19 protein-coding genes are annotated in these 20465 nt (G+C 43.3%); 11 read left to right on the top strand and 8 right to left on the bottom strand.

Translation table 11 applies throughout. The features are described 5' to 3' along the window. Positions 1-161 precede the first annotated feature (161 nt). Positions 162-731: a TetR/AcrR family transcriptional regulator gene (locus OCV50_RS22970; protein WP_239842627.1), complete on the top strand. Its 570-nt coding sequence runs from the start codon at positions 162-164 to the stop codon at positions 729-731. 144 nt (positions 732-875) lie between these two features. Here the strand turns inward: OCV50_RS22970 and OCV50_RS22965 are convergent, their stop codons facing one another. The 6 genes from OCV50_RS22965 to OCV50_RS22940 all read right to left on the bottom strand — a co-directional run bounded on the left by OCV50_RS22965 (position 876) and on the right by OCV50_RS22940 (position 7799). After that, the gene (locus OCV50_RS22965; protein ID WP_261905315.1) at positions 876-2108 is read right to left on the bottom strand and encodes an anaerobic sulfatase maturase; all 1233 of its coding nucleotides are present in this window, start codon (positions 2106-2108) and stop codon (positions 876-878) included. Between the two features lie 87 nt (positions 2109-2195). After that, positions 2196-3941 (bottom strand): arylsulfatase, encoded by a 1746-nt coding sequence (locus OCV50_RS22960; protein ID WP_261905314.1) that lies wholly within the window; start codon positions 3939-3941, stop codon positions 2196-2198. A 39-nt stretch (positions 3942-3980) separates the two neighbouring features. Further along, positions 3981-4400, bottom strand: coding sequence for a tetratricopeptide repeat protein (locus OCV50_RS22955; protein WP_390905179.1), 420 nt, complete (start codon positions 4398-4400; stop codon positions 3981-3983). Positions 4401-4552: 152 nt separating this feature from the next. Then, positions 4553-5734, bottom strand: a complete 1182-nt coding sequence (locus tag OCV50_RS22950) for an iron-containing alcohol dehydrogenase (protein WP_261905312.1) — start codon at positions 5732-5734, stop codon at positions 4553-4555. Positions 5735-5905: 171 nt separating this feature from the next. Continuing rightward, positions 5906-6349: a hypothetical protein gene (locus tag OCV50_RS22945; RefSeq protein WP_261905311.1), complete on the bottom strand. Its 444-nt coding sequence runs from the start codon at positions 6347-6349 to the stop codon at positions 5906-5908. A gap of 34 nt (positions 6350-6383) precedes the next feature. Next, positions 6384-7799: a coniferyl aldehyde dehydrogenase gene (locus OCV50_RS22940; RefSeq protein WP_261905310.1), complete on the bottom strand. Its 1416-nt coding sequence runs from the start codon at positions 7797-7799 to the stop codon at positions 6384-6386. A 246-nt stretch (positions 7800-8045) separates the two neighbouring features. Here OCV50_RS22940 and OCV50_RS22935 point away from each other — a divergent pair, with 246 nt between their 5' ends. Further along, complete coding sequence (locus OCV50_RS22935; protein ID WP_261905309.1) at positions 8046-9374, top strand: D-serine ammonia-lyase; 1329 nt, start codon at positions 8046-8048, stop codon at positions 9372-9374. Between the two features lie 82 nt (positions 9375-9456). Here OCV50_RS22935 and OCV50_RS22930 read toward each other — a convergent pair whose 3' ends face one another. Continuing rightward, positions 9457-11025 carry a sensor domain-containing diguanylate cyclase gene (locus tag OCV50_RS22930; RefSeq protein WP_261905308.1) on the bottom strand — a complete coding sequence of 523 codons (1569 nt, stop codon included), beginning with the start codon at positions 11023-11025 and terminating at the stop codon, positions 9457-9459. 640 nt (positions 11026-11665) lie between these two features. Between OCV50_RS22930 and OCV50_RS22925 the strand changes: the two genes are divergently transcribed. The 5 genes from OCV50_RS22925 (at position 11666) to OCV50_RS22905 (ending at position 17216) form a co-directional block, all read left to right on the top strand. After that, entirely contained in the window at positions 11666-12532 is an 867-nt protein-coding gene (locus OCV50_RS22925) for a LysR family transcriptional regulator (protein WP_261905307.1), read from the top strand. 94 nt (positions 12533-12626) lie between these two features. Then, the gene (gene dgcN / locus OCV50_RS22920) at positions 12627-13634 is read left to right on the top strand and encodes an N-acetyltransferase DgcN (RefSeq protein WP_261905306.1); all 1008 of its coding nucleotides are present in this window, start codon (positions 12627-12629) and stop codon (positions 13632-13634) included. Between the two features lie 16 nt (positions 13635-13650). Continuing rightward, the gene (gene dgcA, locus OCV50_RS22915) at positions 13651-14619 is read left to right on the top strand and encodes an N-acetyl-D-Glu racemase DgcA (protein ID WP_261905305.1); all 969 of its coding nucleotides are present in this window, start codon (positions 13651-13653) and stop codon (positions 14617-14619) included. Positions 14620-14937: 318 nt separating this feature from the next. Further along, positions 14938-16137: a ParA family protein gene (locus OCV50_RS22910; RefSeq protein WP_261905304.1), complete on the top strand. Its 1200-nt coding sequence runs from the start codon at positions 14938-14940 to the stop codon at positions 16135-16137. Continuing rightward, on the top strand, positions 16137-17216 hold the full coding sequence (locus OCV50_RS22905) for a ParB family protein (RefSeq protein WP_261905303.1): 1080 nt from the start codon (positions 16137-16139) through the stop codon (positions 17214-17216). Before OCV50_RS22910 ends, OCV50_RS22905 begins: the two co-directional genes overlap by 1 nt. A 93-nt stretch (positions 17217-17309) precedes the next feature. Here the strand turns inward: OCV50_RS22905 and OCV50_RS22900 are convergent, their stop codons facing one another. Beyond that, positions 17310-17561 carry a TIGR03643 family protein gene (locus OCV50_RS22900; protein ID WP_261905302.1) on the bottom strand — a complete coding sequence of 84 codons (252 nt, stop codon included), beginning with the start codon at positions 17559-17561 and terminating at the stop codon, positions 17310-17312. Between the two features lie 338 nt (positions 17562-17899). On the opposite strand from OCV50_RS22900, the gene OCV50_RS22895 reads away from it, so the two are divergent. The 4 genes from OCV50_RS22895 (at position 17900) to OCV50_RS22880 (ending at position 20313) form a co-directional block, all read left to right on the top strand. Further along, entirely contained in the window at positions 17900-18136 is a 237-nt protein-coding gene (locus OCV50_RS22895) for a hypothetical protein (protein WP_261905301.1), read from the top strand. Between the two features lie 38 nt (positions 18137-18174). Then, a complete protein-coding gene (locus tag OCV50_RS22890; RefSeq protein ID WP_261905300.1) occupies positions 18175-18591 on the top strand; it encodes a DUF6678 family protein in 417 nt (138 codons plus the stop codon). Positions 18592-19277: 686 nt separating this feature from the next. Next, on the top strand, positions 19278-19709 hold the full coding sequence (locus OCV50_RS22885; RefSeq protein WP_261905299.1) for an NUDIX hydrolase: 432 nt from the start codon (positions 19278-19280) through the stop codon (positions 19707-19709). 97 nt (positions 19710-19806) lie between these two features. Beyond that, positions 19807-20313 (top strand): GNAT family N-acetyltransferase, encoded by a 507-nt coding sequence (locus tag OCV50_RS22880; protein ID WP_261905298.1) that lies wholly within the window; start codon positions 19807-19809, stop codon positions 20311-20313. Positions 20314-20465: the final 152 nt, after the last annotated feature.

Genomic DNA, 20465 nt, shown 5'->3' with positions numbered 1-20465 from the left:
ATCACCTTTCACTTGATAAATACCTACCTAGTTAACACTTTTATCAAATCAGCTAATGGGTGAAGACAACAAGTTTATATTGCCCAGCGCAATTACTTGTCGCTACTAGACCAAGCGGTTGGTATACTCTCTAGACTATGTTAGGTGGAGAGTGGAAACCAATGAAAGATATGCGCCAAGCCATGTTAGATGCGGGCTACAAGCTGATTAATGAACATGGCTTTGCCGGTGTTGGACTTATGAAGATCATCAACGAGGCAGAGGGCACCAAAGGTTCTTTTTACCACTACTTCAAATCAAAAGAACATTTTGGCGAAATCCTACTTGGGAATTACTTTGATGACCACTTATCGATATTAAATGGTTACTTAAGTGATGAGACAATGACACGCCGTCAAAGAGTGATTGAATATTTTACGTTCTGGAGCGACTCCAAGCTAACAGACAACTTTCAAATCCAGTGCTTGGTTGTCAAACTGGCAGGCGAGATTTCTGGCACTTCCAACCAAATGCAGTCCACAATGTCGGAGGGTGCCGAGAAAATCATCCAGCGCATGGCGGATCTGTTTATTGAAGGAAATGAAGATGGCGAGTTTAACATCACCGACCCTAAAGCACTATCTCGCACACTTTATGGACTCTGGCTTGGCTCAACCCTCATGGCGGCAATGCAAAGAAATCGTGCGATTCTAGATACAGCCATGCAAGAAACAGTTTCCTCAATTAGCTAGATTAGCTCTCATACAGAAAAGGGCCAGCAGTGCGGGTCTAGGCGAAGGTGAAACAGCAAAGATGCACGTAGCTCTTCTTTTGGCCCGGACTATCCTTGTGTCTGAACCACAAGTGAGTTTTTTGAAGACCGAACCAAGTGAAGTCTATTTCTCATTTAAAGCACTAATACCATTAACAGTGAGTAGTGAGCGAATGGTCGGATCGACATGCTTAAAGAAACTAAGCCAACCAGAGCATAAGTAGTTCAGGTCTTCTTCGCCATCATTGGACTTAATAATACGATTTTTTGGACACTCACCATGACAGGCAAACTTAAACGCACATTGTAAGCATTGCTTTGGCAGTGATTTTTGTTTACCAAATCCAAAAGCCTGTTGACGTGAGGAAAAGGCCATACTAGCTAGATTCGTTTTAAGGATATTGCCGATACGAAACTCTGGATACACATAATGATCACACGAGTACACATCACCATTCGGCTCCACAGCTAACCCCTTCCCACAGATATCACTCAAAGTACACATCGTACTTGGCTTACCCATCCACATACCTATAACGTTTTCAAAGTAAGGAATGAATACTCTGCCGAAGTCCTGCTTGAACCATTCGTCAAAAATAGTCGAGAGGAATACTCCCCACTGGCGAGAACCTACGCTCCATGATTCCACAGGCCCTGGTACCGGGATTATCGCTTTGTTCGCATGCATCCATTTATTATTCGTAGAGCTAGAGCGTTTATCTACAACAGGGATGAATTGAATCTGTTTCGAGTCAACCTCATCTCGTAAAAACTGATAGACTTCAAGCGGGTAACACCCTGTCACGTCATTCACACATGTTAGTGTGGCAAATGAAACGTTATGAGACTTCAAAAGCTCAATACCTTTCATGGTTTTTGCAAACGTCCCTTTACCCGCTCTATTTTTTCGGTAGTGGTTATGTAAATGCTCAGGGCCATCGATGCTCACACCAACAATAAAATCATGGCGCTTAAAAAACTGACACCATTCATCATTTAATAGCGTTCCATTAGTCTGCAAATCGTTACTGATCTTGCTATATTCAGGGCAATATTTGTGCTGAAACTCGACGACTTTTTCGAAATAAGATAATCCCAACATAGTAGGTTCCCCACCATGCCAAGAGAACACGATTTCAGGTGTATTTTGGCCCTCTATATATTGCTTGATATACGCTTCGAGCATCCCTTCATCCATAATATATGACTCGCCTTTGGGGTATTCTAGAAGTTGTTGTTTGTCGAGATAGTAACAATAAGTGCAATTTATATTGCACACCGCACCAATAGGTTTCGCTAGAGCTTGAAGCTTGCTGTGTGCTTTACCATTAAACTGAGGAACAGAGAGATTAGTCATGGATAAGGGCCTTAACTTTTAAGTCACAAGAACATCCTTTTATGATTGAGGGGAAGCGACCGATGCTTCCCCTATATGGGTCCGCACTTATTTCACATTCTCGAATGGATTCCAGCGTTCATCAACGGGAATAATGTTCTGCTCCCTCTCATAAGTTTGATAATCCGCCAACATCTCTCTAAATAGAATAGGCTTCTTATCTCTTAAATCATGTTGCTCTGCTGGATCTGTTTTGGTGTTATACATGTGCCATTCACTGTCACCGCCCATACCCGTTGAGATACGAATGATCTTGTAATCACCTTTGAGCAGAATCCCACTACCAAACAGTTCGAATGGAATCGGATTATCACTGGTATGAACCGTTTCCGTTTTCCCTTCAAAATACGGCAGTAAACTTACCCCACTCATTGGCGCAACTTTTCTTCCTTTGTAGGACGTACCAGGGTGCTCAACCTCTGCTATTTCTAGGATAGTTGCCGCCACATCTTTCACCTGAGAAAGATCGTTGGTTTGCGTACCCGGTTTTAATGCTCCATCACCTTCAAGTAGTTCTTTGGCAGGCTTCACGATGAATGGGACTCTGATTCCGCCTTCTGCTGTATACGCTTTGTACCATGATAGACCGCCTGTGGAAGCACTCGCCCACTCAGGGCCAAGAGAAACACTTGAGTTTTCTTTACCAAGGTTTTCCACTGAATTATCAAAATGGTGCGCAGTCCATGTGCGAATTAGATCACTGATGTTTTCTCCAGTGATGTCTGTCGCTTCTGGTCCATTGTCGGCAAGGTACATGATGTAAGTATTGTCATATTCATCAATGCTCTTTAGGTAATCTACGATCTGACCAATTTGTTGGTCTTGAAGCTCCATCATCCCCATCGCAACAGCCATTTTTTTACCGTACCACTGCTGCTCTTTCTCTGTTAATGAATCCCATGGGCGGCTTAGAGAGTTCCGATCGGACAGCGAAGCGTCTTTTGGAATTACGCCCATCTCCTTCATTCGATTGAAACGATCTTCTCGAACAGAATCCCAGCCATGCGTGGCGTAGTATTCGACTTTATCTGCGTATGCCGCTTCCGGTGCTTGCAGCGGTAGATGTATTGCGGTGAATGGAACATAAGCGAAGAACGGCTTACCATCATTTCGATTGCTCTCAATCATCTTGATGACTTCATCGGTGTACACCTGATCTGAATATTGACCTTTGTATTCGTCTGCGACCACTTCACCATTTCGATATGTCGGCTCCACCTCCACTCCAGGTATTTCACCTTTTTGAAGCGCCTGTGCTGTCGCGGCGTTTTTCGCTGGGAACATCATGTCTCGGTTAAAGTGATTTGAGCCACCAGCTAGAATGCCATAGCTTTCTTCAAAACCGCGATCATCTGGTAAAAAGCCATCATCGTGACCTAAATGCCATTTACCCGCCATGTATGTGTGGTATCCGTTCTCTTTAAGTAATGTTGCGACCGTCACACCTTTTTTCGTGAGGAACCCTTCATAGCCTGGTTTACCAACAGCATCAGGATAAACCGCGTAATCAAACGTGCCCAAGCCAACTTCATGGCTATTCGCACCTGTCAACATCATTGAACGAGTCACCGAAGAAGTAGGTGACGCGTGAAAGTTAGTAAATTTAATGCCCTCTTCAGCAAGCTCCATCAAATTGGGTGTAGCGACCTCTGAACCATAAGGTTGCGTATCGGCAAATCCGACATCGTCGCCAACAATTACGACAATATTGGGTTGTTCATTTTCTGCTGCTACGACTGCACCACTTGCTGCAGCCATCGCGGTAAAAACTAAAGACTTCTTGAATGTCTTCATAGGACGTTCTCCAATTACTGTGAAAAATGTGTATTAGAATCAGTGCGCGGCTTGGGACATCCAATGTAATAAGTCGAGCGCAGGGTCGTAATCTTGTTCTGCAGCCTTCCCAAGCCAGACCACCGCTTGCGATTGATTGGCTTGGACGCCGCTGCCAGAAAAGTACATGAGGCCGAGCTGAGTTTGAGCTTCTGGGTTACCTGCCGTTGCGGCCGTTTTGAACCATTGGGCAGCCTTTTCTTCACTTTGCTCCAGGTGTGTTCCGTCTAAATAGTGATGAGCAATTCCCACCTGAGCGTGAGGGTCTCCGGCATAAGCTTTCTCTAACATCGCCACGACTAGCCTTTGAGATGCATTCGACGACTCAGAGTAGGCCGGATTGGCAGAGCTCAACGGAATCCAAAACAACGCGCAAGCAGACAAAGAAAACAAAGCTAAAATTAAACGTTTATACGGCATGATTCGCCTCCTCAGACACGAAAAACAAAACGTCCTTGTTTTCAAAAAACTAAATAAACAGCACTAATGGCGCAAAAACGATTAACGCCGATAGAAGTACATTTTCTATTTTCATCGTCAGCCTCCTAAATGGATATATCGATAACGTGCAACTAAACAGCACCTTCAATGATGTTGGAAATAGCTTGAGGGGTCATTGGATAAAACTGAAAACTGATATCCTTTTCTATCGCTTGAGCAATCTCCTGCTTAATTGAATCATCGAAACTCCACTGGTTAAAACGTTGCATCGCTCCAATACGAACTTGGAACTCACGCAAAAATCCAAGAACTCGCTGATAAGCCATTTCATTAGTGCCTGAGGTTTCCAATGAGAAAGCGGCGGCTAATTTAGGTGCATTCGGGACATAGAATTCAGGTAAAGCTTCCACCACAATTGGCATTAAGACAGTATTTGCGTCCCCATGTGGAATGTGACTGATCGCCCCAAATGCATGAGCACAATTATGAATTGGAATACCGCCCAGCGAAGCATAGAACGCAGAAATAGCCATAGTGCTCGCCTGCAATAGGTTTGCTCTCGCAACTAAGTTGTCTGGTTGCTCTAGTGCCAAAGGTAAATTATCAATAATCAACTTCGCAGCATGAATGCCATAAGCATCCGTGAAACTATTGCTCATTGGAGACACAATCGCTTCAACCGCATGGGTCAGCGCGTCCATCGCAGTTGAACGAGTTAAGTGAGTTGGAAGCTTTGTGGTTAGCGTTGGGTCAAGTACAGCAATGTCTGCTTCCAAGCCAGAAGCAACTAAGCTGGCCTTAATGTTTTCGTGTTCGTTGAAAAAGACTGCGATAGGTGACGCTTCAGCACCGGTGCCCGCAGTAGTAGGAACAGCAATATGAGGGATGTTGATGTCTTGATTATTTGGCCACACCTCCATGTGCCCACCCCCCGAGATAATAGAACGAATGTCATTAATGTTTTTGTGAAATGCGTACTTCACTCCTTTTGACGCATCAATAACACTGCCACCGCCTACCGAGAGGATCGCATCAGCTTGCACGCTATGAGCGTAAGCGATCGCAGCATTAATGTTGTTACATGTTGCATCAGGCTCAATGTCAGTATAGATACCAACCAATTCGACTTGGCGCTGGCCTTCAAATAGAGCGGAGAACTTTTCAATGTAACCCAGTTGCTTTAATCCTTGATCCGAGAAGAGCACGACGCGCTTCGCACCAAGTCGAGCAAATAACATTGGGATGTTTGCAATGCCATTTTCTTGCGCGTGTATCGTGGTTTTTAGCTGATAGTTAAAGTTTTGGTTTGTCATGAGTATTGCCTCTTGTCATTTAATGATTAAATAATAGGCCAATACAAACCGGTCGGTCTAGTGCAGTAATGTCAATTATGTGTCAAGAAAGATCTTTTTGATCTCACGGTTTTTACTCAGACTAGAACGAAAAAAAGCCCGCAGTATGCGGGCTTAGCTTTAACTAGGTGATCAACGCAGGTGAGCTGGCGTTTGAGATTTATCTCTAGTCAAGTAGTAATAAAGATATACTAATGAATAAATCGTGACGAACGCATCAAGCACGAACACACCACTCCAACCGTAGAACCATTGGTAATCATTGATACAAATGTTGTATAAAAAAATTCCAACAAACATGGATTTCTCGAACGCGCTGTAAATCATGGTCGAGGTTCTAAGCTGTTTGTATTTCGCAGAGAACATGAGCAAAACACCAATACAACCTACCATCACTCCCCAGTGCTGATAGGTTCCTTGCAGATACTCTTTATTCATCATCATCACGTCGTTGTAGGAAAACAGAGTCCTCATGCTCCACTCTGGTGCCAAAAACGTAGAGAATGCGGTGGCAGTCAGTAGACCTGTGATGATCAAATAAGACTTGATCGTCTTTTCAAAAAAACGCTCTAACATATTAATAACCTTACAACTTAATTTAAATAATTCGCTATTTACCAAACATATTCATAACTGCTGATTTCAATTCGTTATCTTCAGCTGAAAACAAGTGTTTTACTCTATGGTCCAAGCCCGTTTCCATTACGGTTTTAGCATGAGAAAAAGTGAGAAACCCTTCTTTACCGTGATAGTGCCCCAACCCAGACTCTCCAACACCACCAAACGGAGCGTCATCCACAGCCAAGTGGAACACACAGTCATTGATGCACATTCCCCCAGAATGAACTCGAGTTTTCACTTCCGCTTGCAAGTCTCGATCAAAAGTCATCAGGTATAACGCGAGAGGTCGAGGCTTACTATTAACGATGGAAAACGCCTGTTCGATATTTTGATACCCGATAATTGGCAGTAAAGGACCAAAGATTTCTTCTGTCATAACAGTAGAGGTCAAACTTGGTTCAACCAATAAATGGGTAACTAATCTATGGTTATCAGGATCAAGTGCATCGCTATGGCAGAATTCAATTCGAGTTTCTGCCTGCTCTTCTTCACCCAGTAACGCCATGATTCGATCATACTGCCTTTGATTCGCCATTGAGGTCAGGTTCTTCGAATACACTCCTTCAACAAACAAGCTTTGGTACTGAGACTTGTACTCGTCAATAAACGGCTCAATTTTGCTCTCTGGCAACAATATGTAATCAGGGGCTACGCAGACTTGCCCATTGTTAAGACTTTTGCCATAAATGATGCGTTCTACTGCAATATCGACTGGCATGTCTTCTGCAACTATGACTGGCGATTTACCGCCTAACTCAAGAGTAACAGGGGTTAAATTGCCCGCAGCAGCTTTCATTACGTGGCGACCAACTTGCGTGGACCCCGTAAACAACATGTGATCAAAGCTTAACGATGTAAACGACGCTGCAATATCGGCTTCACCCTCCACAATTTGAACTTCACAGTGGTCAAATACCGTTGCGAGCATTTCGCCCAACACTTGGTTGGTATATGGGGTAAATTCACTCATTTTTATCATCGCTCGGTTACCTGCTGCCAGCGCGGATATCAGGGGCCCAATGGAAAGCATGATTGGAAAGTTCCATGGTGTAACAATCCCAACCACACCCCTAGGTTGGTAGACCACTTCAACTCGAGATGTAGAAAGCAAAGCACCGGAGTGGCGAATTGACGACATCATCCAGTGAGGCAGACAGTCAATCGTATGATCAATATTACCGATACAAGGCACGATATCCGCCATCAATGTGTCCAGTTGGCTGCGATGTCCGTAGTCTAGGCTGACTGCTGTACAAAGTTTGTCTGTATATTCGATCAGCGCGAACTTAAGCTCCGTTAGTTTCTTAATTCTGCTCACCTGACTTGGCATCGGGTTCGCTGCAAATTCTTTCTTCATAGAGCTGAGAGCATTTTCCATTTGCACTGGTGTTAGATCATATTTCATACAGCACCTCGTAGTTAATTTGCTACAGAATAGCCAATACAAACCGGTCGGTCTAGATATTTTTGTCAATTGTATGTCAGAAGCTAGTAGTCTTGTCGCTTTGATTTGAATCTAGCTGAGCTAAGTGTGCGTTATCGCCATTTGCTAACAACCTTTAAAACCTATCTAATCAGATCAAAAGGCTTTGGTGAGTAGGTGCTTATCGATATACACTCACCTCCACTTGTCACAATGAAAGGTATCAAGATGACGATCGCAATTGACCAACTCACCCAACAGTATCCGCTTATCAAAGAGTTGATCTCACTTAAGGAAACCTCTTGGTTCAACCCTGCTATCACTAGCTTTGAGGATGGGTTGCCACATGTTGGACTGGATAAGAGCGACATCAAAGATGCCAGTGACAGACTAAAGCGATTCGCTCCTTACCTAGCTCATGTTTTTCCAGACACCCAAAAGAGTAACGGCATCATCGAATCTGATGTTGTCTCCATTCCAGCGATGAAAGCAACTTTAGACAGCGAGTACACAACCCATATCGCTGGACAGTTGATGCTAAAGAAAGACAGCCACTTACCTATTTCGGGCTCGATTAAAGCCAGAGGTGGTATCTATGAAGTACTCGTGCTCGCAGAGAAACTGGCCATCGACGCGGGGATGCTCAATGAAGGTGATGACTACACCCTGTTAGCAACCGAACCATTCAAAGCATTCTTTAGCCAATTCAGCATCGCCGTTGGATCAACAGGGAATCTTGGGTTGTCTATCGGAATTATGAGTGCAAAGTTGGGCTTCTCTGTCTCAGTTCATATGTCGGCAGATGCCAAGGCTTGGAAAAAAGACAAACTGCGTTCTCATGGAGTAACGGTTGTCGAGTACGAACAAGACTACGGAGTGGCTGTTGCTCAAGGACGCAAAGAAGCAGAGAAAGATCCGAACTGCTTTTTCATTGATGATGAGAACTCACAATCGTTGTTTCTTGGGTATTCCGTGGCCGGAGAGCGCTTAAAGCAGCAGTTTGCTGAGAAGAATATCGTCGTCGATGCTGAGCATCCACTGTTTGTTTACCTTCCTTGTGGCGTTGGCGGAGGTCCGGGGGGCGTCGCGTTCGGACTAAAAGCGGCATTCGGTGATCACGTCCATTGTATTTTTGCCGAACCTACCCACTCACCTTGCATGTTCCTGGGGGTTCACACGGGATTGCACGATAACATCAGTGTTCAAGATATTGGTATCGATAATATCACCGCTGCAGACGGGCTCGCTGTCGGTCGCGCTTCTGGCTTTGTTGGTCGAGCGATGGAAAGACTGTTAGACGGATACATCACCATCTCTGATGCACGTATGTATCGCCTTCTTCGCCAACTCAGCGAATTGGAAGACATTCAGCTTGAGCCCTCCGCCCTCGCAGGCATGATCGGTCCGGTGATTTTAACCAATAGTAATAAATACCGAGCACAAATGGGCTTCGACGATATTAAAATGGCTAACGCAACTCATCTAGTATGGGCGACAGGGGGTGGTATGGTTCCACAATCAGAAATGCAGTTCTATCTAGATCAATCCTTTGTCTAACACTACAAGTTCGACATGTTCAGCCTGAAATAAAATAGGGGCGCGGTTATTTGCACCGCTCCCCTACTCAATAGATTAGAATTTAAGAGAAGAGCTCCGTTCTATTCCGACCATTTCTTTTCGCTGTATATAAAGCATTGTCTGCCAATTCCAACGTCAACGATATAGGTGTAGTATCGCCGTACCACTGAGCGACACCAATAGAGATTGTGGCGCCTTCTTCTAAAGAGGTGATATCCGACTCAATCGAGAGACGAATGCGCTCTGCAATCTCATACGCCACTTCCATGTTTGAACCATCCAAAAAGATGATGAACTCTTCCCCACCTGAACGACACACAACATCTGCATCTCTCACCTGAGCTTTCATCAACTGTGCAGTTTGTTTAAGCAACTGATCACCAAACTGGTGGCCATATTTATCATTTACGGCTTTGAAATGATCAATATCCAATGCCAACACAGATACTGGTTTTCCATTATTTTGAAAATTCTCGATTGCTCGCTTCAACCCTCGGCGATTCAAAAGGCCTGTCATTGGATCAGTCAGGTTCTCGGAATGCAGTTTCTCTATCTGATTCGATACTAAATTGAAGGTATTCTCGCAGCTCACTTTCAGTTGTGACGCTTCAAAATACCAAGGGTTAACATTACTCAATTCAGCAGATAGAGAATGCGTGGTATCGAATTTATTAACGGTGTTAGCGAGCTGCCACAATGGCCTTGAAATACAAATTGCTGAAATCCAAATGAAGATCAAAGTGCCTATTCCGACTGGAATCGACTCAAACATAACGTACTGCATTTGTGTCTCTAACTCCATAATAGCTCGGTCTTTCGGAGTTTGAGCTATTATCCCCCAGCCAGTGCTTTTCACCATGGCAAAACCCGATAACATAGCAACTCCTTGAGTATTGACAATTCCCTTAGAGCCATCGCCAACATTCAGTACTGTTTCTACAGCATCATTTCCCAGTACCACTTCGCCAATACGACTCTTCTGCGGGTGATAAATCAGAGAACGGTTTCGATCAACGACATAGAGATACGAACCATCCTTATAATTATGACGGCTCAATAAGTTACTCAAAAGACTGGAATCTTCTAAATAAATACTACCACCTACATACCCAAGATATTTACCTTGAGGGGAAAATATCGGATACGTCATGCTAATAAGATAATTGCCCGCAGGGGATACAAACGGGTCGGAAATAAGAGGAGCTTTTGCCCTTAGTGATTGCCTAGAACGTTCAGATGTCAGTTTTACCCCTTTTAGGTTGACACTCTTTGGCATGATTGAAGCAATCACACCATCTTGGTCCACTACATACACTGAGTTAAACGAGTCTGTCTGTTGATTGAGCCTGGTGGTCTCTTGGGTAACAAAGTTCGCATCATTGATCCGAGAGGAGAGTAGTCTCGCGCTGTACTTTAGTTGAGACATAACTTGCTCAACATATACGTCGGTCATTGCTGCCATTTTGTCAGCATAGACTCGATTAGCTTCTAAGCTTTTATTGATTATTAATTCGTGTTGAGCTCGGTAGCTTGAATGAAATACGTTCATCAACGTAATAGCGACACTCAAGATACATAAAGATAAGACAAGTAGTCGTAAGTTAATTCGATGACCAATCACTGACGTCATGTCTGAATTCCATTGAAAAAAATACCCCCCTATATCCTTGGATGATATTCATCACCAAATAGGAGAGCATTAGTAAAACTTGAATTTATAAATTAATATTACCAATAGTGATGATTTAAGTAAAAACAAAAATATTCAGAATGAGATTTCAATCCTGTTGGACATTTTAATAACAAAATGTGTTGAATCCCCAACCAAAGAAGTATCTTAAATGTCAAACAAAAACCACCAAAAAACTATGGGATTTGCACCATCGTCTCAAAAATGAACCATACTTAGTGATTGACTTTACTTGAATTTTTCACACTAAGTTTACTAAACTGAAGGTACCACTAAAGGATAGGGCTCTCTCCTAATTAAGATTCGTTCTTAATAATTTGATACAGTTAAGTTATTGCTTAGTTACTTAAACTGTTTTAAACAACATACAAAGATCGCGGTTCATTAGAATAATTATTCATATTTAATACAATTCATTTTCTTAATTTAAATAACATCCGAATATTTTCTAGCACCTTATTCTCAACCATAAGCCTTCAATTCATTCAATAGTTCCAAATTCACAAGATAATTTTCCACTTTAATTACCTAAGTTTTTCATTTACTGTGATGAGACTTGAAATTAATGGCGGTTGACGACGTGAATCTAAGACAACTTGAGATCTTTTATGCTGTCATGAAATCAGGCACCGTCTCTGGCGCAGCTAAACACCTTCATGTTTCACAGCCAAACGTCACTCGTGTTCTCTCTCACACTGAACAGCAATTAGGGTTCGCGCTGTTTGAACGCATCAAAGGAAGATTGGTCCCAACCAAAGAAGCACATCTCCTCCTTCCCGAAGCAGAAAAAATCTATCAGCAGTTGGGTCAATTTCGGAACCTGACAAATAAAATTAAAGCAGGGGAAAAGCACCTTACAATCGGTGCACCTCCAATTCTCTCTTCCACTATGTTGTCACCTCTTATCGCCCAGCTCTGCAACAGTGGGGATTACAACATAGAGATCTCGACAGGGAATCAAGATGAACTATGCGATGCCCTATTAAAGAACCAGATCGATCTTGCGATCTGCTTTGGCAATGATGCTCCACACTCTCTCGTTCAAAAAACATTAATAACCTCTGAGATGTGTGTCATCACGCCGCCTCAAGATTCAAATGATGACGTTATCAGCCTGAAACAGTTACTGAGCTGTGACAAAACACTCATTGGTCTCGACAATCGTGACCCGTTAGGAGCACAGCTTCATCAAACCATACATACACTCGAACCCGATTACCACCCTTCGGTATCAGTGAGAAACTACAGTACCGCAGCCGAGTTAGTCGTGCACCAAGTCGGTTGCGCGATTGTCGACCCTTGGACAGCAAGCCAATACAAAGATCGAGTACACACGGCCAAATTAATACCCGCCATTGATATTACCGTGTCGTTACTTTATGCCGAACACAACCCATTAAGTATTTCAGCAAGAAACTTCGTCCAACAACTAGAAGCGAGCCTATAACCTGTTGTTATAGGCAACCAACAAATAAGCATTCGAACCGTTCACGGTGAACCACTACTCTGTTTTCAATTCAACAGGATAACAAGGATGCTTCATGTCTATCGCTCAACCCTACTTACTCTTCTTAGGCGACGTTACTGATCCAATTTCTGCCAAAACGGCGCGCGGTATTGCGCTATGGCGACCTGAACTGTGCGTTGGAGAACTGAGACTAACGACAGATACAGTCTCTCTAGGGCTCGATGATCTCACGTTAGAGGAAGCCCTAGATAAAGGCGCAAAAACGCTAGTCATCGGTACTGCCAATGCCGGAGGCGTAATCCCTGAAACTTGGAAACCGACACTAATCAAAGCAGCACAACTCGGGTTTAGTATCGCATCGGGCATGCACTCCCGCCTCACTGAAATCCCGGAACTTGCAGAGCTTCAAACCAAAGAGAAAACTCAACTTCACGATGTACGTCATTACGATGCGCCTTTAGCTGTGGGTACAGGCAAAACTCGCCAAGGTAAACGCCTTCTCACCGTCGGAACGGATTGTTCAGTCGGTAAAATGTTTACCGCTCTGGCTTTAGAAAAAGCCTTAAAGGAACTTGAGTTCGATGCGCAATTCAAAGCGACGGGTCAAACTGGGATTCTCGTTGCAGGCGATGGTATCTCAATCGACGCTGTCATTGCCGATTTCATTTCTGGCGCAGTAGAAGCGATCAGCCCAAGTTTTGACGACCACCAGTGGGATATCATCGAGGGACAAGGTTCTTTATTTAATCCTTCCTTTGCAGGAGTGAGTTTAGGCTTGCTTCATGGTGCTCAAGCAGATGCGCTTGTACTTTGCCATGAAGTCGGTAGACCTCACATTCGTCACCTTCCTCATTGCCAACTCCCTTCAATCTCTGCCACGATAGAAGCGAACTTGGCGGCAGCTAGATTAACAAACCCAAGAGCTGCATTAGCGGGTATTAGTCTTAATACTTCAGCTCTGAGTGAAGAGGAAGCCAAAGCGCTCTGTGCAGATTGGCAAGAGACTTATCAGGTACCTGTTACTGACCCTGTACGTTTCGGAATCCAGTCCATTGCCAGCTATCTCAATGCCAACTTTTAACTTGCGAGAACAGACCATGTTATTAGAAGCGACTCCGTACAGCATCGAATTGGCGACCCCTTTTGTCATATCAAGAGGCGCACGAACTCATTGTCACACGGTAAGGGTGACCATATCTCATGACCAACAGCAAGGGATTGGAGAGTGTACACCTTACCCGAGATACGGTGAGAGTGTTGAGTCAGTAATAGCACAAATAGAAAGCTGGACCTCGGGCTTAATCAGCCTTTCACCACAAGAAGCGAAACAGCACTTACAATCAATGCCAGCAGGCGCAGCACGTAATGCCGTAGATTGCGCGCTTTGGGATTTGATTAGCAAGCTAGAAGGGACATCCTTCCCATCGCCTACTTTTACTATTAGCCCAGCAATAGAGACTGCCATGACCGTCTCCATTGGTGAGGCAGAAGCCATGGCAACGCAAGCCAAGCAATACGTAGACCAAGGCGCGACACTGTTAAAAGTGAAATTGGATGGTGAATCGGTGGTTGAACGAGTTGCCGCTGTGAGAGCCGCAGCTCCGAATAGCAAAATCGTACTGGATGCAAATGAAGCGTGGAGTTCTCTCGATTTAGAACAGTTATTCGAACAACTCGCCCCTTTTGATATCACCATGATTGAGCAGCCTCTACCATCAGGAGAAGACCAACTCCTAGCCAGTATTAAGCACCCTATTCCACTCTGTGCAGACGAAAGCTGCCACACGAGAGCACAACTCGCTGACCTAAAGGGGCTTTATGAGATGGTTAATATCAAACTCGACAAGACGGGCGGGTTAACAGAAGCATTACTCTTGGAAAAACAAGCTAGAAACGAAGGCTTCGCCATTATGGCTGGCTGCATGCTGGGCACTTCGATCGCTATGAAAGCGGCTTTGCCAATTGCCACCAACGCAGAAGTGGTTGATTTGGATGGCCCAGTGTTGCTTGGTGAAGATATTGAAGACGGACTTAAATATCACTCAGGGAAATTGCACCTCAACTGATGATACAGACAAAATTCTAATATATAAGCAGCACAATGCTTCAATTGACCTACGAATCAAGAACCTATTCGATGAAGTTAACGGCAGCGAATCAAACTACCAGATTGGACGCTCTTTCTGGGTAGGCTTGAATTACTCAATGTAATATCGGTGATAGAACAAATTACCTCTTCAAACAGGTTTATTTGTTCATTATTTGCGCGAGATCGGTCACATCTCGCGCAATCGACCATCTATAAAAAACAATTCCATCATTTTTTACTACCCACCTTTAAAATTGAGGTATATACTCTTTCTTATCCCTAGATGGAGGCAGAAATGGATACCCAAAACACCACGACTACGTTTCAACAGCTAAAAACCGGTGCAGACGCGTACATTCAGCGTCGTAATCAGCGTTTATTAGCCAATCATCGCAAAGAATTGCGTAACTTTACACGAGCAGAAGCATCAACTTACCTAGGTATTGATGCGAAAACACTGGATCGTTACGTAACAGCTGCGGAGATTGATCCACGTCGCCATGAAGACTCACAATGGTCTATCGACATCTCAGAAATGTACAAAGTGCGCGACCTACTACCGGAGAATCTACGCAAAGATGCGAAGTTTATCCGCAGTGATAAGCAAAAAGCGCAAGTTATGGTTATCCAAAACCAAAAAGGTGGGGTAGGTAAAACCGTATCAGCTGCGACCATTGCTTCTGGTCTAGCAACCGAGTTCCACCAAGAGTATCGCGTTGGCTTGATCGACATGGACGGCCAAGCAACCCTCTCTATGTACTACGCTCCAGAAGCGGAACAAGAAGGTTACCTTTCTGTTGGCGATCTTATGATGCGCACCTTTGATTTAGATGAAGGTGAAACATTTGAGCAAGCCGTTTCAGAAGCATTTTTAGAAACCACCATCCCTAACTTGCGTATTCTGCCTGCAGCGCAAAGCGATCGTGCTATGGAAGGTTGGTTCCACGAACGAGTATTTAGCCAAACTCTGGCTTCACCATACTCACTGCTGCATGACATTATTGATAGTGTTCAAGACGAGTTCGATATCATCATCATCGATACTCCACCGTCGCTTGGTTATGCGACGTTTAACGCATACTACGCAGCGACCAGTGTGGTGTTCCCACTATCTATTACTGAAAACGATATCGATGCGACTTGTTCATACTTTAGCTACATCCCACAAGTTTGGGCACTGTTAGAGAATGCTAACCACCAAGGTTATGACTTCATGAAGATTTTGCTTACAAATCATCGTGATAGTTCAACAACGACAGATTTGATGAACAACCTATACGACCAATTCTCGCCGTATCTGTACTCGAAAGAGTTCAAACACAGCGAAGCGGTTCGTCAGGCATCTTCTCTTCTTTCGACAGTCTTTGATATGTCGAAAAGTGAGTACCCAAAAAGTAAAGCGACCTTCCAAAGCGCGCAACAAAACAGCTACGAAGTCACCAGCCAGATCCTTCGCGATATTCTGAACGTGTGGCGTGAACAGGAGAATAGTTAATGGCTAAGAAACGTGGCGGTAGCCCTCTAGGAAATACACCTGGCTCCATTGCAGCGCAGCAGTCAGCAGCGAAAGCAACAGTGGAAACGCTGACTAGCCAACTAACTAAGGAACTTGAAAAGTCCGGCCAAAAAGCGGCGGACTTTCTTCAAGAGAAGTTCGGTATTGAATCTGTTGGCCAGCAAATGGTTTGGAAACTGGCTTCTGGTAATACAGCAACCTTCAATGAAGTGACACTGTCATTTGAGCAAGTAAAAGCAGATACGTACGTTACTTTCGACGTAAATGGTCGCGACCAAAGCCTGCTAACTAAAGAGTCGCTAGAAGACTTAAACTCTCTAGAGTTTCAGCAGTTTTATCCTGCTGTTGGTCGTGAAGTCGATGGTCAAATTGATGTACTCGATGGCTCTCGACGTCGTGCTTGGTTCTTACTTCAAGAGGGGCGCGTAAAGGAGTTCAGAATTCTTGTCACTCAAGATGAGATTTCGACTTCTGATGCTAAAGCACTAGCGAAACAGCTACAAACGGCGAAAGAACACAACCAACGCGAAATTGGTCTTCAATGCCAAACGATCATGAGCAGTGGTAACTACACTCAAGAAGACGTTGCTGCGATGATCGGTATCAGCCGCCCAGCCGTGAGCAAAGCACTAAAAGCAGCAAGCATCGACCAACGAATTATCGCTTTATTCCCAGTAGTAAATGCATTATCACACACCGATTATGCGCTGCTTGGTAAAGTGATGAAGACATACCAAGAAGACAGTAAAGGCTTAACCGCGTTTATCCAAAAATTGGGTAAAAGAGCTGTCAATGTTCAGGTTGAACATTGCAATGACGAGAACAAAGAAGCCCTACTCTCTTTGATCAAGTCAGAGTTGAAAATTGCGGAATCTAAAAAAGTCACTGACAAAGCTGAAGTCACCCAACTGGCTGAATTTGCTAGTAAAGGTATGTTTGCACGTAAGAAAGTCAAAGGTCGTAACTTCTCTTATGAGTTTGGCCGTTTATCGAAAGAGCTGCAATCAGAACTGGATGAAGCGATTCAAGCTGTACTGGATAAAGCAACGCAAGACTAGCTAACGCAATAGCTAAAATAAGCCCCTTTATCTAGTTCAAAAAAGGCTGAAACTTACACTTTCAATATAAGTTTCAGCCTTTTTCAATTTAGCCTAGCGGTGCTTATATTGCGTTGGGCAATAACCACGCGTAACTTCAGAGCCGCGAAACTTGATATGCTTGGTTTTACGCCCTGAAACCCTCGCTCGCCAAAGCTTAAAACTTCCAGGTTTCAGTTGTTTTCTCATAAATCGAATCACTTCAGGTTCACTCAGCCCAAACTGTAACTCTATGGCTTCGAACGGAGTCCGATCTTCCCAAGCCATCTCTATAATCCGCGACTCACTCTCTTCGCTCAATATCATTCGTCAATTCCACACTAAAAAAGAAGAACTTTACGTTCAGAGCTAGTGTTGGGTTCATCTACGAATCAAAGTTTTGTTTAGAGCGTGGCGTGTTCATGCTAGCCAATAATCAAACTAAACGAAAGATGACATCCACCTATCGAAACCTCCCCCAAACGCGAGCTACTCTTCTCGTAATACTATACAGATTAATTCTATATTAGAGATACAGACATACAGGTAACTAATTTAAGTCACTGTTTATTAGAAACAATTTACATTAGGATAGTGATGACTAGGAAAAATTAGATAGAAATATGCTGTCTAATAGCGCTGTTATGTGTAATGGAGTAACTTTAGTGAAGCATGAATTATGGGTTTGTCCGAATGGTCTTGATACATTTTGCCTTTCTGGTAACCATGGAGATGCAGCAAGAGCTGCTCTTGAGCCAAATTCAACATTAGTTTGGAGTTGTGAGGCAAATTGTCATTTCGAAGCAATGACGAAATATTATGACTATCGAAGCTACGGGGTATATGAAACGTCCTACCCAGAGCATGATAAGGAAACATATAAAGAGCTTGGCTATGAGTAATTACACATACAAGGCGTTATACGCTTGGAGGTTTTGACATGCCAGCTAGATTGGATGAATACCTAGATAAGGTTATTAAAAATCGATTTTCAATATCACTTATGTCAAATGCTAAATGGCGTAAAGTGTTTACGGTATTGGATGTGCCAGAACTGATGTTGAACCAGTGTTACTGGAAGTTTGTTGATAACGATTATGAGTTTCTAGGCTGGTTTACCAAATCAGATGAGTTAATGGAAAAGTATGTAGGTGACTATGGCTCAGGCCCTTTCGCCTACAAACGAATTGAGTGGTTAGAAATCCCCAAAGTAGGCAAACCTAGTGGGTATGAAAATGTGCCCTTTAAACATTGGCAACAAGATATAGATGAAGCATTGAGTATCTTAAACTCGGTTGGGCATTTCGATACTGAGATTACAGATAGAGGGTTGCGCATCTACGGCTTCAGAGAGTAAACATTTAACGCACCGTTAAAAGGCATTCGCAATACGTAGCATTTTTGCTACGCGTTAAATTTAGTACTAAAGTGGTATGCGATAGTTTATGTATTACGTTGCGAGCAATTTAATCGGTAGTTATATTTTTGAGGTCATATGAGCTGGAATCTTATCATTAGCACTACAAGTACATATGTCATTGCGTTCATTGTTTTACAGCCTATTTACCATCATAAAAAAGCGCTTAAAGTAGTTTCAGGTTTACTATTTCTCTACCTTGGTTTAAGCGTATACAACTTCAATTATGGCTATTCCATTGGTGACATTACATCTTTCGCTTTTTTTTCAGCTATGCTGTTAAGCTTTTTAGCACAATTACGCTATACCTACCAAGTCAAAGAACAGTATGGCTTTTATCCACGATTGTACTTTAAACGCCTTCCCATAAAGGGAATCTTTATAAAGCACCCAGACATCGAAAGAGCTCATTCAGAACCCGATACAATAATGACAATTCTCGCTTTTCTAGGGTTCGTATTAGGATTTTTTGCTGTACTGTTCATGGATATAGCATCGAATTCGTGAAAGCATACAAAGCGTTTGGCATTCTCAGTTTAATTCAGCTTTAGTAACCTCGGCACAATAGACTAAGTGATGGCGTTGCTCACTACATCAACGCTGTGTCATACACAAAGGAAAAGCCAGTGACTAAAAGGATTCAAAATAGAGAAGTTAAAGTGTGCCCAATAGTACTGCGCAAATCAGGCTCTACTTTAGAGTTGTTAGTATTCGAACATCCTTTGGCCGATGTGCAGTTAATAAAAGGTACGTTAGAACTGACAGACAGTTCAGTAGAAAGCGCAGCGCTTAGAGAGCTTGAAGAAGAGTCAGGTATATCCAAAGTTTCCAGTACTAAATACCTCAGAAGTTGGGAAAGTGGTTTCCAAAATCAACTTTGGCACTTTGTCCTGTGCGAAGTTTCGGAAAGTTTGCCAAACAACTGGACCTTCTACACACAAGATGATGGCGGCCACGAGTTCAATTTTTTCTGGCATAAACTCGGAGGTTATCTGGAATTTGATTGTCACAAGATGTTTTGTAAAGCCATTAAACAAGTCGAAAATATATTTATATAACAGCCATACCTGAGTGATTCATGATATTTGGCACTCCCATTTAAACACGGCTCCCAAAGTCCACCACTAACCTTTACCACAATCAGAGGCGTTCTCAATGAAGTTAGTATGTAAAACAGAAAGATTGGTTATTCGCCAGCTTACGCTCAAAGACGCGGGTTTTGTCATCCGTTTATACAATGATGAATCTTTTATCCGCAATATTGCCGATAAAAACATACGCACCATAGAAGACGCTGAAAATTACCTTACCAATGGTCCTTTGGCGAGTTATGAAACATACGGTTTTGGCCTGAACCTAGTCTCGCTGCGCAAATCGGGGACACTTGTCGGAATCTGTGGTGTATTGAAACGCCCCGAGTTGGACAGTCCGGACCTTGGTTATGCATTTCTACCGGAATATTGTAATCAAGGGTATGCGACAGAGGCTTCTATTGGGGTACTTCAACATGCCGTTAAAGCTCTATCGTTGGATACTGTGCTAGCTGTTACCTTCCCCAGTAACAAAGGTTCAAACCGAGTACTAACGAAAGTAGGTTTTGAACTAAAGGGCACCATCGAATTGTATGGTTTAACGAACAACTTATATGAATACTGTACTTGAGATGACAGTGTACCGTCACCGAAACTCGCCGCTCACTTACAAATTGATTGACCCATTCAATCACACTCAATCTCTGCCAATATAGTAATGTCCCCTACCCTCTTCATCATGTGTACCCTTCAAGTTCGCCAACTCTCGTCGTTACTTATCGG

Source organism: Vibrio fortis (genome assembly GCF_024347475.1).
In the GTDB taxonomy this organism is placed as follows: domain Bacteria; phylum Pseudomonadota; class Gammaproteobacteria; order Enterobacterales; family Vibrionaceae; genus Vibrio; species Vibrio fortis.
This window is presented reverse-complemented; position numbering and strand designations above follow the sequence as displayed.

Bases quoted from the DNA above. Each gene is read 5' to 3' on its own strand.
- dgcA (WP_261905305.1), top strand. From the start codon at position 13,651: ATGTTATTAGAAGCGACTCCGTACAGCATCGAATTGGCGACCCCTTTT.
- OCV50_RS22890 (WP_261905300.1), top strand. From the start codon at position 18,175: ATGCCAGCTAGATTGGATGAATACCTAGATAAGGTTATTAAAAATCGA.
- OCV50_RS22930 (WP_261905308.1), bottom strand. From the start codon at position 11,025: ATGACGTCAGTGATTGGTCATCGAATTAACTTACGACTACTTGTCTTA.
- OCV50_RS22965 (WP_261905315.1), bottom strand. From the start codon at position 2,108: ATGACTAATCTCTCTGTTCCTCAGTTTAATGGTAAAGCACACAGCAAG.
- OCV50_RS22955 (WP_390905179.1), bottom strand. From the start codon at position 4,400: ATGCCGTATAAACGTTTAATTTTAGCTTTGTTTTCTTTGTCTGCTTGC.
- OCV50_RS22905 (WP_261905303.1), top strand. From the start codon at position 16,137: ATGGCTAAGAAACGTGGCGGTAGCCCTCTAGGAAATACACCTGGCTCC.
- OCV50_RS22945 (WP_261905311.1), bottom strand. From the start codon at position 6,349: ATGTTAGAGCGTTTTTTTGAAAAGACGATCAAGTCTTATTTGATCATC.
- OCV50_RS22970 (WP_239842627.1), top strand. From the start codon at position 162: ATGAAAGATATGCGCCAAGCCATGTTAGATGCGGGCTACAAGCTGATT.
- OCV50_RS22940 (WP_261905310.1), bottom strand. From the start codon at position 7,799: ATGAAATATGATCTAACACCAGTGCAAATGGAAAATGCTCTCAGCTCT.
- OCV50_RS22960 (WP_261905314.1), bottom strand. From the start codon at position 3,941: ATGAAGACATTCAAGAAGTCTTTAGTTTTTACCGCGATGGCTGCAGCA.
- dgcN (WP_261905306.1), top strand. From the start codon at position 12,627: ATGTCTATCGCTCAACCCTACTTACTCTTCTTAGGCGACGTTACTGAT.
- OCV50_RS22950 (WP_261905312.1), bottom strand. From the start codon at position 5,734: ATGACAAACCAAAACTTTAACTATCAGCTAAAAACCACGATACACGCG.
- OCV50_RS22935 (WP_261905309.1), top strand. From the start codon at position 8,046: ATGACGATCGCAATTGACCAACTCACCCAACAGTATCCGCTTATCAAA.
- OCV50_RS22900 (WP_261905302.1), bottom strand. From the start codon at position 17,561: ATGATATTGAGCGAAGAGAGTGAGTCGCGGATTATAGAGATGGCTTGG.
- OCV50_RS22880 (WP_261905298.1), top strand. From the start codon at position 19,807: ATGAAGTTAGTATGTAAAACAGAAAGATTGGTTATTCGCCAGCTTACG.
- OCV50_RS22910 (WP_261905304.1), top strand. From the start codon at position 14,938: ATGGATACCCAAAACACCACGACTACGTTTCAACAGCTAAAAACCGGT.